The following is a 14,885-nucleotide window of genomic DNA, read 5'->3' as shown; positions in this document are numbered from 1 at the left end:
CCTAATTTATCGGTAGCCTCCATGCAGAATGCCTTTCGGTACTTTTCACTGACCGCCGCTCTAACGCTCTGTTCCCCAGCCTTTGCAGCGCCGATCGACGCACAAGCCGTCAATACCGCGGCGATCGCGTCCCTTCCGATCGAGGCGCCGGCGGAAAAACAGACCGAGCCCAATCCCGCCATCGTGCATCTGCAGGTCCTGCTCGACCGGGCTGGTTCATCGCCGGGCGTCATCGACGGTTATTTAGGCGACAACCTGACGAAAGCGATTGCCGGTTTCGAGGCGCTTCAGGGTCTGCCAGTGGATGGGAAGCTCGATCCCGACGTACTGGGCCGTTTGACCGATGATGCCCCGGCCATCCAGGCCTATGCCATCACGCAAGAAGACGGAGAGGATATCGTCGAGAGCATTCCAAAAGACTATGCCGATCAGGCGAGGATGGAGCATCTCGACTATACCAGCATTGCCGAGAAGCTGGCCGAACGTTTCCACATGCATATCGCGCTGATCAAAGCCCTCAATCCGACGGCGGCCTTCAAGCCGGGCGAAACGATCGCTGTCGCCATTCCCGGCGCTGCCAGGACCGGATCGGTCAAGCGGATCGAGGTTCATCGCAAACTGGCGCAGGTTTTCGCTTTCGCCGGAGACGGCGCATTGCTTGCGGTCTATCCAGCGACGATCGGCAGCGAGGATTCACCCTCTCCAACCGGTACACACAAGGTCAAGGGCGTCTCGCGGATGCCGACCTATACCTACAACCCAAAAATCAATTTCCAGCAGGGCAGCAACAAGAAGATCCTTGAACTGCCGAGCGGGCCGAACGGTCCTGTCGGAACAGTCTGGATCGACCTGACGGAGCCGACCTACGGGATTCATGGCACGCCTGAACCCGAGCTTATCGGCAAGGTTGGCTCGCATGGATGTGTTCGGCTAGCCAACTGGGACGTCGAGGAACTGGCTGGAATGGTCAAGCCGGGCGTCGTGGTCGAATTTATCGAGTAGGTCCGGCGCACCCCCATTTGAAGACGGTCGAGGCATGAGGCGGGCCCCTAAGCCGATGCGGTGTTGTCACGTTAAGTTTCTCTGGCCGGAAAGGCCAGGGGCTCGTAGATATTCAGGCGAAACAGGCCGCAATTTTCCATGCATCGAAAGCTTCGAGGCGATGGTAGCGAATTGTGTGTGCGGCTCGGCGACGAGATGGAACAGAGAAACAATTGCGGGTCGCTGAGTGCATGGAGACGAACCGTTGCAACGCTCCAAGTGACCGATGACCTTGCATGGTTCGCTCCCGTTTCCTAAACGGCAGATGGCTATTTTCGGCCCGATTATTGAGGCCCTTGTGCGACCAATGGTCAAGGCCGGGTGCCACTTCTGCCTTTGCTGCACCGTAGGAGCGGAGCTTATCGGTGATGATCCGTTTGGGAGCAAAGCCATAGCGCTTCATTAACGCCACAAGCAATCCCTTTGCCGCCCTTATATCACGCCGCTTCTGCAAGATTTCTTCGAGAACGGAGCCATGTTGATCCACCGCACGCCAAAGCCAGAATTTTTCTCCAGCGCATTTGACGACCACTTCGTCCAAATACCAAATATCGCCGGGCGCGCCTGACGCCGCCGCAAGTTGCGTGTGATCTGGGGGCCGAACTTGGCGATCCAACGACGAACTGTCTCGTATGATACGTCGATTCCACGCTCAAGCAGCACTTCCTCAACTTCACGCAGACTAAGGTTGAACCGCAGATAAAGCCACACCGCATGAGCAATAATCTGTGGCGGAAAACGGTGACGCTTGAAGATGATAACTGATGTCTGCATCGCCAAAATTTACGCCCAAACCGTCAGGCAGGCAACTGTAGCCCAGTTAACGTGACAACACCGTCTGAACAGCAATATTGAGTTTGCACCAAGTGTTCGGTCGCCAGATGAGCACCTCGTGCTTAGAGCAAGTCTGCCGACAAAGGGTAACCATAAATGCTGTTACCGTTGACCTTGAGCTCCTCTCGCAGACCTCGACTTCGGATGGCGCATTGCACTCGGGTTATGCTCATTTCGGTGCGGAGCTTTGCAAGCTCGGCCTGCCGGCTATAGTATTCTTCCTCGTTATCAAGCAAATCAGAAAGTTGGCGGGTTCCCATGTCGAAGTATTGTTCTCGATAAAGTACTCTCGTCTTTTTGAGCAATTCGATCTGCTTTTTGAGCATCGTCGACTTAATATCACCAGCGGCAAGGCTGCGTACGAGCGCAGTCTCTGTCAAACTGTCTTGCAGTTGCACCGATGCGAGCTTGGCTTCAGTTCCAGCTAGATTGTTGCGCGCGACATTTGCTCTGGCTGTAAGCGCGCCGCCTTGCAAAAAGTCAGATCGAACATCGACGTTCAACCCCAGCGGCAGTTTGTTCACGCCGAGCTCTCCACCAACAACAGGCTGCAGCGCAATACGTGGAGTGACTTCCTTCTCGGCCTTTTCGAGAGCGACCTGAGCACGTGCCTGTGACAGACGGTTCATGCGTAGATCGTCGGTTTCGCCTTGAGCCTTACACGACTTGGTAGACAGCGAGACCCGTCCGCCTTGCGGCTGGCCCGTCAATAATGTCAGACGGTCCCTCGCCTCGCCGAGTTCAAGTTGGGTATCATTGGCAAGAAATGCAGCCGATTGCACTCGCTTACGAGTTTCCAGGTGATCACTTGATGAAACAGCACCGTTTGTGGCGCGTTCTGCAACGAGTTTGTCGAGCTCAGTGAGAGCTTTAAGCTGATTTTTGTAGACGTCAAGCAACTCGCTCTTCATCTGCACGTCGGCATATGTTTTTAGAATTTCCAGAAGCGTATCGTCGACCGTTTTCTGGAATGCAATGTAATTGATCTGAAGATCAAAATCAGCCAACTTTACTGCACGCTTGGAGTTCCCGCCATCAAACAGCAGCTGCGAACCAGTGAGGTCCACACCAGGTTTTCCAGTGCTGCCAGAACCGACGCCAGCTCCAGCCGCAACAGAAAGGCCTGGGAAAAGTGCGGCCCGTTGCACTCTTACCTGATCCGCACTTGCGGAAATCACGCTTGCGGCTTCCCGCACAGATGGATTGATGAGAAGACCATTGCGAGCGACCGCGCCAATCTGCGCACCTTTTACAGGCGTCAAAGTCGGCATCACAGATGCCTTCTCGATAATCGCCGCTTCAGTACCATCGGCTGCAGGTAACCCAACGCAACCTGAGAGCAGGATTCCGCCAGTGATAAACATTGCCGCTTGACGGCAGATTCTCAGGTGAGCTCGCAAAGGGATCATTTGGTCTTCAGTTTCGGTTGCCTGCGACCAAATCGGCGCATTGTGGACGCCTCCACGCCGCGTGAGATACCTTACCTGCACCGTCAAAGTAAACCCGATATTGACAAATTAAACGGTCACGACCGACAAGCGGTAGCGAAAGATGGAACTCGAGTGACCCGTCACTGTTGCGATGAGCCGCACGCCCCAATACTGCCTGCAAGGCCGCTTGTGACTGACCAACCGAAATGCGGCGAACTTGAGCTATATCGCGCGGCATACCGACACGAATATAGCGCTTATCCATGTCGGAATATGCTTTGGATACCGAGGAAAAGCCAGCGCGAGGGTTGACCTCGTTGAGACTATCGCGTGCATGGGCGGGCGAAAGACAAAGTGTTGCAAGAGTGATGATGGAAAGTTGAAGGAGTGCGGCGCGCGCGCTGAACCATCTTGTCATTTCGGACCTCGTACTTAAGATTTTGTTTGTTGGATATATCGGGAAGGGACTGAGCAAGGTTCGACCTTAACGTTCACGGAGAGCCTCCTGCGCTCGGTTAAACGGTTTGATCAGGTACTGCCAGACCGTTTTCTCGCCGGTGCGAATGTCAACCGTCGCAATCATGCCTGGAACAATTGGAAACCGAGCTCCGGCCTTGTTCGTCAGAAAGTCTTCATGGGTTCGAATATAGGCGCGATAGAACACCAAATCTTGTTTGACCTCGTCGCGCACAGTATTTGGCGATATCGTGACCACTTCACCAGCAAGACCACCAAAAATGGCGTAGTCATAGGCCGAGACCTTGACCAATGCGTTCTGTCCTGGATGAATGAAAGCGATATCGCGCGGTGAGATGCGGGCTTCAATGAGGAGCTGGTCGTCCATCGGAACGAGCGTCATAAGCTGCCCCCCAGCCGGAATGACACCGCCGATCGTGGTAACAGCAATGTCTTTAACGATGCCGCGCATTGGTGCGCGAAACACCAGACGATCAAGCTGATCCGCCCGACCGCGCATGATGGATGCCTGCACCTCTGCCTCAGCATTTATCTTTTGCAGTTCCTCGCCGGTCTGTACGCGCAAATCGGCGCGCAATCGCGAAATTTCGAGCTTCGTCTGCGCGGCTTCGCGTCGAAGTTTAATCACTTCAACCCTGCTAGTCGCTCCGGTGGACTGGAGCTTTTCAGCAATTGCGAGTTCCTGACGCGTAAGTTCTAGACCTTCGGTGAGCCCGGACAAGGATTCGCGCAGGCTCTCTCGACGCGATTTAAACAGAGCGAGTTCGTTGGCACGCAATTGTGCAAACTCATCACCAGCCAGTTCTTCCGGGAAGACCACTTCATCCAGATCACCCAACTCAGCACGCATGCGTGCAGCCGCAGCAATAGAGGCGTGAAACTTTGCTGCTGCCTCCTCAACATTGGAGGCTGTGCGGGTCGGATCGAGTTGTGCCAGGATCTGCCCGCGTTCGACGATATCACCTTCCTTGACAGAGATTAGCGTCAAGATCCCGCCATCAAGAGACTGGATAACCTGTTCTCTTGAACTCGGAACAACAGTTCCTTGACCACTCGAGACTTCAACAAGCGGAAAAAACCAGGCCCAGGCGAGAAACAGGGTGAGCAATAAAAATACGAGCCAGACAAATCGACTTTCCGAGCGCGCGGTAACACGTTCATCTGTGGTATGAAGCGGCAGGCTCATGCAGCAGCCTTTCCGGATCGCAGCTGGTTTAGAACCTGATCTTTAGGCCCATCCATCGCAACCACACCGTTATTGACCACGATTAGACGGTCAACGATCCGCAGCATCGCCGGGCGGTGGGTTGCAACAATAACCGAAATGTTACGGCCTAGTTGGCCAAGCACCTGAATAACTGCTGCCTCCGACACTTCATCAAAGGAAGCTGTCGGTTCATCGAGCAATAGAACACGTGGTTTCCTAAGCAGGAGCCTCGCGAGCAAAAGCCCTTGTTTTTGCCCACCCGATAAACCGAGGCCGCCCTCTTGCACGAGATGATCGAGACCTTCAGGGAGCCTATTGATAAAATCCACCAGTCCCATTTTTTCGAGCGTATCAAGGACATCCTCGTCGGTTGCCATAGGCGCGCCGAGCGTAAGATTTTCACGCAATGTACCGTGAAACAGCCGAGCGCCCTGCCCCATGACCCCGATGTCACGCCGGACGTCTGTCGGATCGATAAGACCCATAACGATATCGTCGACACGGATTTCCCCAGCCAGTGGCTCGAGAAGGCCGGCAAGACCAGACAAGAGCGTGGATTTACCCGCGCCATTGCGTCCTAAAATAGCGATGCGCTCGCCCGGCGCGATCGTAAGCTGATCAATTTTAAGAACGGGAGTTTCCGGATTATGCCCGAATATTGCATCCTTGATGCGAAACGCACCGCTGATGGTAGGCTTATGAATTCGCTGCTCTTCCTGAGGCGCGTCGACGGGAAGAGCCATCAGGCCGTCAAGCGCCTTGCGCGCAACCTGGGCCTGTTGCCAGCGATTGAGGATTTGGGTGACCGACGCGAGTGGTGCAAGCATCCTTGAAGACAGCATCGAGGCTGCGACGAGCACGCCTGTGCTTAGCTCGCCAGCCATAACCATCGGTGCGCCGAAGAAAATGACAACCGCAAACACCCCTCCTTGAACCGTCTGAGCAAAAGACGACAACCGGTTAACAAGATCGCGCAGCTCCATTGATGAGCCTGACGTGGTTTCGTTGTAATGGTTCCACAAGTTCTGGAAACGCGTCTCCGCCTGCATCGACTTGATATCGTCGAGCCCTTGGATGGCTTCAACAAGCATCGCACTACGTAGCGAAGATTCTCGGGTGTTTGTTTCAGCCAGTCGACGCAGCCGCTTTTGTGCCAATAGTCCAGGCACGATGAGCAAAACCATCGCCAAAAGAGGTATCCAGACCAAGGCGCCGGCGATGTAAAAAAACAACACGCAAAACAGCAGAAAAAATGGAACATCTGCGATCGCTGCCACGGTCGTGGAAGTCAGCATTTCGCGGACATGTTCCAATTCGCGGATCTGCGAGATAAAAGTTCCGGTGGAGCGTGGTCGTGCGGTATTGCGTATTCGAAGCGCGTGGCCGAACACCCGGTCCGATATCCGCAGGTCAGCGGCTTTTCCGGCTATATCGGTAATGCGGCTGCGAGCCGTACGTACACCCATCCCAAACAGGATCGCCATCATAACGCCGATGAACAAGACCCAGAGCGTGCTCATTGATTGTCCGGGTACGACACGGTCATAGACTTGCATCGAAAAAATCGTGCCAGCAAGCGCCAGCACGTTCGTCACAAGGGATGCAACCATGACCGCGCGGTAAGGCTTAAGGTCGGCAAGTGCGAGACTGCGCAACCAGTCGGGACGCCAAGGCGCGATATAGTCGTCGATCCGTCGGTCGGGCCGCGACGAAACAGGACGGAGAACAAACAGTCGCCGCAGGCGCTTAGCCAAATCCTCACGCGATAGCGGGGTCATAAGCCCCTTGTCACCGGCCAGAATTACCCCGTACCCTTCGGCGGTTTCCCGTTCAATGACGCCGACTTCGCCGCTATTGAACTCGACAAGTAGTGGGAGTCTGAGAGCCGATAGAGCTGCAGCACCCTCATCAATCTGGCGGATGGAGAGACTGACCGAGCGCGCAAGTGTAGCCAACCGGTCCTCATCTGTGGACCATGCCATATCAAGTTTAATGCGCTCGACCGAGATGGCCATGCCGTAATGCGTTGCGACGCGCATTACGGCTTCAATCCACCCTCGGTTGGCGCGCGCCCCGGAAGGGGCGTGACCAGATTGGTTTGGCGCGGCGTTCACAATATCAGACCTCGTAGTGAACAGCCGAACGAAGTTCGTCTTCGAGCGAAGGTGCAGTCATCGGCGTGCTAACATCCACGAAATCCGAAGCTCCTCCACCCACATCTGACGAAAACGGTTTGGCTTCGTGCTCGTCAGGCAGGATGGCTGAAATCGAATCGTGACCTGCGTCCGAGGTCAGCACGTCATCAATTGAAAGAGCAGCCTGTTGCTCGACTGCAGGCGTTGTAGCTGTCTGTGCATCAATTGAGGATAAACCGAAGCTTTCTGTGTCTTCTGCCATTGCAAAGGAGAACAGGCTCGAATGGTCAGAACTTGACGCGACGGCATCCTCATGACCTTCAATTGCCACGCCATCAATCTTCAAGGTGACCGTTGTGCCATTTTCACCGGTTCCGGTGTAGGATCCGTCTGATTGCAGCACCCAGTTACCTGAAAGCGATAGCGTATCCTCAGAAGTGCCTCTGATGGTCAGGATATGGTTTGCATCGGTGATCGCCTGAACATCATCGGGGGTCAAATCCGTGATTGCATTCGTCCCATGAATTCCCAGATCAATAATCTCGATATTCTTAAGGTGTTGCTTAAGATCATCGCCACTGAGATCTTCACCATAGCGCAGAGCGACGGTGTCGGAGCCGGCTCGACCATTGATGTTGGAACCACTCCAAATAAAGGTGTCGTTACCTGTTGTGGCCGTTGTTGGCGTCACAGCAAGCGTCAGCGTGTCGGTTACATGCACAGATTCCGCAGCTGTTGCACTTTCAACCGTCCATGCCTCGACGCCAATTTGCGTGCCTGCTGTGGATGGGTCCTGATCGGAAAGCGCAGATGCCGCCTGAACCACTCCAAGCTTATCGAGGTCGTCCTGCGACAAACCCGCGATCGTATAGGAATTGGTGAGCTGATCGTAAACAATCGATATCGTAGCGTTATTTTCGTCGATAAGCTGACCGCCGATATAAAAGGCTGCGTGAGCACCGAGCCCGGTCAACTTCAAGGTTGTGGTTTCAGTGCTTGCATCTGCAACACCTGCGACTGCCGCGGCAGCGTCAACCATGGCTGCATTCAGGTTCAAGCTGATAACGCGGCCTTCCTTGCCAAACGACAAGGTTGGATCAATTGCTATTCCGTCAGCGACCGCTTCAATGGTCACTGGTTCAAGCGGCACAGTGTCCACCCGGGTTGTCGGCAGGCTATTCTCGCCCGATTCAACCACAAGCGACAGATCTGTTAGTGTCCCGCTCCAATGCGGAGCAGGCAGGATTGCTACATAAGCCGGCATCGTTCCATCAGAGGAAAGGACCCATGTATTTGTGCTGCCGTCGCCGCCGGCATTAGAAGCCTGGGAGGCGACAGTCGCATCGCCTGCACTTGACCCGACATAAAGCAGGAAGCCGACCGGAACACCGGACAATAGAATGGACTTGATAGCTTCCGGACCATCATTGTCTTTGAGAGCAACCGACAGACCAGTCAACTCAATCGCGTTGGTCTTATCTGAAGAGACGCTTTCCTTGCCGGTTACTGGCTGGCTTTCCACCGTGACGCCATTGTTGACGATCAAGATTTCAGCGGTGCTGGAAGCGGAAGCTGCCTCGGTATTAGTTGCACCTGTTTCCTGTGTCTGTACCCAGGCGTTGAAAGTTACGTCGCCGGGCTGGAGCACGGTTCCATCAGGGGCAGTATAGGTGAGTTCAGCTGAACCACCTGTAGTGCCGATTTCGACAACATAATATTTGCCGTTTGGCACGCCTTCGACCCCACTGATGTCGGTAAGCGTCAGCGTTCTGCCTTCACCATCAGTAAGTGTGCCGTTGTCATTGCCGTTGGTCGAAACCTGAACGTAGAGCTTGCCGTCAACGATCGTCCCAAACGTCCCGTCTGCTACATCGACTGCCGAAATCGTTGCAGTGACGCTGGTTTCGCCCTCTGCGACGTCAGGAACGTCAATGGTAACAGTCGCCTCGTCCGTCACCGGAATGATTGGCATATCCGGCTTGGTGACTGCTTCAGTGCTTGTGCCACCTACTGCTGCAGCCGTCAGCTTGGCATCAAACTTGAAATCGGCATTGTTTTCATTGCTGTTAAGCGGTGGTGTAATTTTGATACCAGCAAGCAATCCATCAAGTGCAGTTTGACTATCGCCGTTTGCGGGCACAACCACGGTTGCAGACCAGGTCGGCACACCGTTGATAGTGGTGAAGGTCATCCCGTCAACGATTGTACCTGGCGCCAGATTGGTGAGCGTGACAGTGTAACTATAAGCCACACTCGGATCACCGGTTGTGACCTTGGCATCAATAACACTGTCTAGGTTAAATTCAGTGTCTTCCGTGCCCTGCGCGCCATTGTAGTTCCATTCATCAATAACAGGAGCGGGATAAGGTTGGCCGTCGCCCAGATTGACGGTGAGGTTCCATTTAACGGAATCAGTTTCGATCTTGGCCGGTGAATTGGCGTTCTGGCCCTCGTCCTGCGCAAGCACAGTCATTGTGATCGGCGATGTAATGTTAGACGCACCCTTTCCCACAACGAATTCGACAGGAAGGTCGATGCCGCCTGCGCCTATCGATCGTGCATCCGCGCCATCATAAATAAGGAGCCAAGAACCCGCCCCGATCTGGGATGCGCCGTTGACGGTAACACCATCAGGAACACCCTCAATAACCACGCGAACCAGGTGCTCACTGCCATCCGTGTCTTCTGAATTCACATGCAGGTTTACAGTCACCGTCCCGCTGGTCGTAACCGTTGCAGTATCAGGCTGAGCATCGTCATCGGCAACATTATCAGAAGTCGTACCAGTGGCAGAAGTCATGGTGATCCCAGTAATCGATGCGTCGACTGCATCTGTTACCGGCAGCGCGTCAATTGTAAGCGTGCCATTCTTCACTTCAGTCACGGCAGTCAAAGTGCCATCAGTGGATGGATCAATCACTTCGTAAAGGAAATTCAACTTACCAAGATCGCCGTCGAGATTGGTGGCCCCTTTCGCGCCCAGATTACCGATCTGTTCAGACGGGACAACATAGTAAGTTTTTCCATCGATTTCCTTCGTTTCAAGGTTAGCTGTCGAAATTTCTGTTCCGCCGACATAGAGCGTAAATTTGCTCGTGTCGTAATCAAGCGGAATGAAAATACTGCCCAATTTCTCATCTGTATCACCGTTTTGCGGGATAATTGCCAGATTGAGTTTGGTAATTTCATCCTCGATGAGGGTAGCAGTTGATGTGATCAGCGCCTCTGGCGAAGGCGTCACAGTGAAGCTCACATCTGTGAGAGGACCCGTGCGAGAATCGCCATCGTTTTCAGTCGTAACACCAGCAACCCTCAGGTCCACCGTTCCGCTAAAGTTTTCAGGAACGACAATAGACACCTTTGAAATGTCACTTGCAGCAACCATCCAGACCCGTTCTGTTCCGGTGCCCGAAACGACCATTGTCGCTCCGGTTAGCGAGAAGTTCTCCGAAAGGCCGGTGATGCGAAGCGTGGTGACTTCCGATCCGTCTGTATCGCTGGACGTCACTGCGGTGATCACGTTGGATAACTGAACCTTGTGATCGCCTCCATCAAGCGCTGCCTCTGTTGTAGTATAGCCAACATTGGGCAGCGTGATGACCGCATTATCGGCGACACCGGTAACCGCGACATCAATCGTGCGGGAAACAGGAGCCGATGTTGACGTTCCGTCGACCGAAACTGCACTGACGGTCAATTTGAAATCGTCGTTGCTATTTAGCGGCGGCGTGACGGTCATTGGGTAGCTATTGTTGAAGCCAACAATCGTAACCGTACCCCCACTGGCAGTCAGTTTTTCGCCGTTATAGGTGATTACAGCGCCATCAGGGATGCCCGAGATGGTGACGTTGAAGGTTTCAGAATCATCCGAACTTGTGGTTTTGATCGAAAGCGGAATTGCCGTATCTTCAAGACCCGTAGCACGACCATTAAGCGCCATGGTTACTTCATCAGCAACAGGTTCGAACTTGATCAAAGAAAGCGTGGCTTCACCGCTGACGCTTACGTTGACACCGTCTCCGCTTTCATGCGGAGGATCGAGCGGGAGCGTGGATACTTCGCGGTCATCATCATAGTCGACTGTTGCCGCCTGCACTCCAATGGTGAGCGTACCTGAAACATCAGCTGGAAGCTTAACCTGCAGCGTGTTGAGGTAAATAGATGGTACCCAGATTGGTTCACCGACAAAGGTTTGCGTCTGCCAGGTAACACCATTATCTGTTGAATAGCGGAATTCAGTGCCAATGACTGTATCAGTTGCCGTGTCAGACGAGAGCGTTGGCGTCAATACGGCATAGGTAAATTCATCGGAGTCTGCATTCGACCAAGCTGTCTGCAGGGCGTCAAAACCCCCACTTGTGTTCGAGCTGCCCGTGTAATTATTACCAAGCGCAAACCAGGCATCCTCCTGACCTGCGACAGAATAGGCGTGATCGCCATTCATCGTAACGTCGTTTTGTCCATTGCCATCACTGTCGCTGTCAGTTCGCTCGGCCACAGGGGTAACGGTGATTTTCACGTCGCGATCAACTGTCTTGGTATCGCTGTCCGAACCATTGGTATCGGTGCTTGTGATCGACAGTTTGATTGTAGCATCCAGGCTGCTATGCGCTGGCGGCGTAATCGTGAAGGCATCCAGCACAGCTTCTCGATCAGTTTGGCTCAATGAACCATCAAATGTGATCGTTGCAGTGGTACCAGAGACATTGTAGCTCCAGCCTGCCGATGCATCGGGCGTCCCAATGGTCCAACCGGTGGGGACTTCAAAAGTGACTTCGTTGATGACCTCGGAGCCAGCTGCAGTACCCGTATCAGTGACGGCCACGGCACTGCCAAGTTGTTTGATCTAGTTGTTTCCGGTATCGATGAGGCATGAAATTACCGAGTTCTTTTCCCCGGTTGAAGGGATTTCGTTTTCCGCGTGAGATTGTCGCTTATGCAGTATGGGCCTATTACAGGTTTGCGCTGAGCACGGCCGATGTGGAAGACCTGCTTGCCGAGCGCGGCGTCATTGTCAGCCGGGAAACCATTCGTCTCTGGATTAATCGCTTTGGTCGTCATTTTGCGGACTGTATCCGCAGGGATCGACCAAAGCCAAACGACAAATGGCACATTGATGAGGTTGTCATCACGATTGGGGGAAAGAAGTATTGGCTTTGGCGGGCCATTGACGCAGATGGCGATGTTCTTGATATTCTGGTTCAAACACGCCGTAACACAAAGGCTGCCGCGTTTTTCACCAGACTGATCCGGCAATACGGTCAACCACGTGTCGTTGTGACGGATAAGCTGCGCAGCTATACCAAGCCAGTACAAAAAATCGCGCCAGATGCCGATCATCGTGCTCATAAAGGCCTGAACAACAGAATTGAAAATTCGCACCGCCTGAGCCGAAAACGGAGAAAATCATGGGCGGTTCAAATCGCCTCGTCAAGCCCAACGCTTCTTGTCAGCACACGATCAAATCAACACCATCTTCCGTCCTCGCCGCTATAATCTCACTGCTATCTCCTACCGCCATGCACGTACCGATGCATTTGCATTATGGCGTGACTACACGACCGAAATGACCGCTTGATAAACACAGGCGAAAGCTGCTCAAAGCCCTATTCAAACAACTTGGCAATGCCTTCCGGATATAGTGGACGATCGCATAGCAGCATCCATCATGATGCAGGGGCTCACGGCAAGCCATTTCGCGACAGACTTTTATCCGGTTCAGCCTGGCGACATCGCTTTGGTGCACGCAGCTGCGGGTGGCGTGGGGCTTTTCCTGACGCAAATCATCAAGCGGCGCGGCGGTCATGTCATCGGGCGCGTCTCATCCCCGGAAAAAGCGGCGATTGTCAAAGCGGCCGGAGCAAATCATGTCATTATCGACAGGGACGGACAGTTCGCAAAATGAAGTCTTGCATCTTACGGATGCGGTGGGTGTCAACGTCGTCTACGACGGATCGGGACCGAAGACTTTCCAAGACTCCCTCGCCTCACTCTGTCGTTCCGGTACTTTTTGCTGGTACGGACCGGTACTGGGCGGGCCCGGTCCGCTCGATCTTATGAGCCTGCCGAGAAGCATCGAGATCGGCTACGCCACCTTCTTCGATCACATCCCCACTACCGAACTCTTACGGTCCCGAAGCAAGCAACTTTTTTGACTGGATTGAGGACGGTTCGCTGAAGGTCATGATCGGCAACACTTATGCACTTGCCGATGCCCACCAGGCTCATGCGGATATGGAAAGCCGGGCTACAACCGGCAAACTCCTGCTCATACCCTGACGTTCGTTTGTCCTGCCATATGAATATCATCGGCGCCGGCTTCCGGCGCCGATGAGTCCTGTAATTGTCAGAGCTTACCCGGACCGGCTGTCAATGCGAGCAGACCGGTAAGAGGAGACGGCTCTTGAGACGTGAGATCGTAGGGGCACGCAGTGGCAAGCGTTGCGAAAGCCATTACGGCGATAATGAAAATCTTCATCTCAACCTCCGTTATTGCGAACCGGAACTCAGGTGAGATCCAGTTCGACTGCTATGTTTCCACGCGTTGCTTTCGAATAAGGGCAGGTCTGGTGAGCATCCTCAATGATCGCTCGAGCAATCTGCGGCTCAAGTCTATAGCGCGACAATCAGGATGAGACGCTTGCGACAATCTGGATGAGATTCTTAGGTCGCGGTCGGGATCAAATTATCATGCTGATTGCCGTTGACAAGTTCTTCTTCGTTTTCTGATTGCCGCTGGGCGACAGACAGCGTTGAGGTCCTGATTGTCGCAAACGAGGCCGGTCGGCCCCGCTGGCGTTTTTCTTCAAGCGCGGTTCTGCGGCGATAACTTTCGACATTCATCTCGAAGATCGTGGCATGGTGCACAAGCCGGTCGACTGCTGCGAGTGTCATGGCAGGATCTGGAAAGACCCGGTTCCACTCTCCGAACGGCAGATTGTGCGGCAAACCGGCCATAGCCGGAAGCTCGTTCGTGACGTTTTAAGGGGGTAGCGTCTCGACGTGTTCCGAACGCGGCCCAGTTCTCTGGATAGCTGGTTGCCTTGGCTCAACAGCCGCTGGGAAGAAGGGGCACGGAACGCTTCGGCACTCTGGCGTGAGATGAAGACGAAGGGCTTTGTGGGAAAGAGTGGTGTCATATCGCAATGGGCTCAACGCCGGCGTCTTGCGGAAAAGGCCAATCAGAGCGGGCTCGCCAGAACGCCGTCCGCACGGGTTATCGCACGGCTCATGACCACCGCGCGCGACGACCTTGCAAAATCCGAAGTGATCCTGGTGGCGGCGATCGAAGTGAACGTCTCGGACCTTGTGGTCGCCCGTACTGCCATTGGTGATTTCCAGTCCATGATCCGCTCGAAGACAGCGCGGAAGCTCGACGAGTGGTTGGAAGCCGCTAAGGACAGCTTGGTCGGATCGTTTGCCGGCGGCGTCGAAAAAGACCTCGACGCCGTCAGGAATGCAATCATATCACCGTGGTCAAATGGGCAAACGGAAGGACAGATCACACGCTTAAAGCTCATTAAGCGCCAGATGTACGGAAGAGCAAAACTCGATCTCCTGCAGGCGCGGTTGATCGGTGCGTCGTAGACCTGCACAGCAGCAAATGTGCGTCAGAGCCAGTTCTCAGCGCAAATCAACAGCATATCAGTCTGACCGGAGATTACATCTGGACCCCGACGGACAGCCCCGATCTCAGGCCGCTCCGGCGAGAAACATCCATCCTCGCTGCATGATCACGATATGTTCTCAAATGTAGGACAG

General features: G+C 54.0%; 8 protein-coding genes and 5 pseudogenes. 4 read left to right on the top strand and 9 right to left on the bottom strand.

The annotated features are described in order from the left end of the window. Nucleotides 1–21 precede the first annotated feature (21 nt). On the top strand, nucleotides 22–1,002 hold the full coding sequence (locus C9380_RS24460; protein WP_128094969.1) for a L,D-transpeptidase family protein: 981 nt from the start codon (nucleotides 22–24) through the stop codon (nucleotides 1,000–1,002). A 112-nt stretch (nucleotides 1,003–1,114) separates the two neighbouring features. Here the strand turns inward: C9380_RS24460 and C9380_RS24455 are convergent. The 6 genes and pseudogenes from C9380_RS24455 to C9380_RS24430 form a co-directional block, all read right to left on the bottom strand. Then, a pseudogene (locus tag C9380_RS24455) lies at nucleotides 1,115–1,815 on the bottom strand (IS6 family transposase). 122 nt (nucleotides 1,816–1,937) lie between these two features. Next, complete coding sequence (locus C9380_RS24450) at nucleotides 1,938–3,239, bottom strand: TolC family protein (RefSeq protein WP_164844743.1); 1,302 nt, start codon at nucleotides 3,237–3,239, stop codon at nucleotides 1,938–1,940. A gap of 52 nt (nucleotides 3,240–3,291) precedes the next feature. Beyond that, complete coding sequence (locus C9380_RS24445; RefSeq protein WP_128094967.1) at nucleotides 3,292–3,723, bottom strand: hypothetical protein; 432 nt, start codon at nucleotides 3,721–3,723, stop codon at nucleotides 3,292–3,294. 66 nt (nucleotides 3,724–3,789) lie between these two features. After that, complete coding sequence (locus tag C9380_RS24440) at nucleotides 3,790–4,968, bottom strand: beta-barrel domain-containing protein (protein WP_128094966.1); 1,179 nt, start codon at nucleotides 4,966–4,968, stop codon at nucleotides 3,790–3,792. Further along, nucleotides 4,965–7,103 (bottom strand): type I secretion system permease/ATPase, encoded by a 2,139-nt coding sequence (locus C9380_RS24435; protein ID WP_282183939.1) that lies wholly within the window; start codon nucleotides 7,101–7,103, stop codon nucleotides 4,965–4,967. The genes C9380_RS24440 and C9380_RS24435 overlap by 4 nt, the downstream gene beginning before the upstream one ends. 4 nt (nucleotides 7,104–7,107) lie before the next feature. Beyond that, the gene (locus tag C9380_RS24430; RefSeq protein ID WP_128094964.1) at nucleotides 7,108–11,949 is read right to left on the bottom strand and encodes a beta strand repeat-containing protein; all 4,842 of its coding nucleotides are present in this window, start codon (nucleotides 11,947–11,949) and stop codon (nucleotides 7,108–7,110) included. A gap of 47 nt (nucleotides 11,950–11,996) precedes the next feature. Between C9380_RS24430 and C9380_RS24425 the strand changes: the two are divergent. Both C9380_RS24425 and C9380_RS28735 read left to right on the top strand, forming a co-directional pair. Beyond that, a pseudogene (locus C9380_RS24425) lies at nucleotides 11,997–12,702 on the top strand (IS6 family transposase). Nucleotides 12,703–12,753: 51 nt separating this feature from the next. After that, a pseudogene (locus C9380_RS28735) lies at nucleotides 12,754–13,403 on the top strand (zinc-binding dehydrogenase); the annotation flags it as partial. Between the two features lie 67 nt (nucleotides 13,404–13,470). Here C9380_RS28735 and C9380_RS28390 read toward each other — a convergent pair. From C9380_RS28390 to C9380_RS24410, 3 genes and pseudogenes are all read right to left on the bottom strand, one after another. Next, nucleotides 13,471–13,602 carry a hypothetical protein gene (locus tag C9380_RS28390; RefSeq protein ID WP_255481881.1) on the bottom strand — a complete coding sequence of 44 codons (132 nt, stop codon included), beginning with the start codon at nucleotides 13,600–13,602 and terminating at the stop codon, nucleotides 13,471–13,473. 28 nt (nucleotides 13,603–13,630) lie between these two features. Continuing rightward, nucleotides 13,631–13,735, bottom strand: a pseudogene (locus C9380_RS28015) (peroxiredoxin); the annotation flags it as partial. Nucleotides 13,736–13,787: 52 nt separating this feature from the next. Next, a pseudogene (locus C9380_RS24410) lies at nucleotides 13,788–14,063 on the bottom strand (ATP-binding protein); the annotation flags it as partial. A 162-nt stretch (nucleotides 14,064–14,225) separates the two neighbouring features. Between C9380_RS24410 and C9380_RS24405 the strand changes: the two are divergent. Beyond that, nucleotides 14,226–14,711 (top strand): transposase, encoded by a 486-nt coding sequence (locus C9380_RS24405; protein WP_235924446.1) that lies wholly within the window; start codon nucleotides 14,226–14,228, stop codon nucleotides 14,709–14,711. Nucleotides 14,712–14,885 lie beyond the last annotated feature (174 nt).

Origin of the sequence: Brucella pituitosa (assembly GCF_003049685.1) — a bacterium.
Taxonomy (GTDB): domain Bacteria; phylum Pseudomonadota; class Alphaproteobacteria; order Rhizobiales; family Rhizobiaceae; genus Brucella; species Brucella pituitosa.
This window is presented reverse-complemented; position numbering and strand designations above follow the sequence as displayed.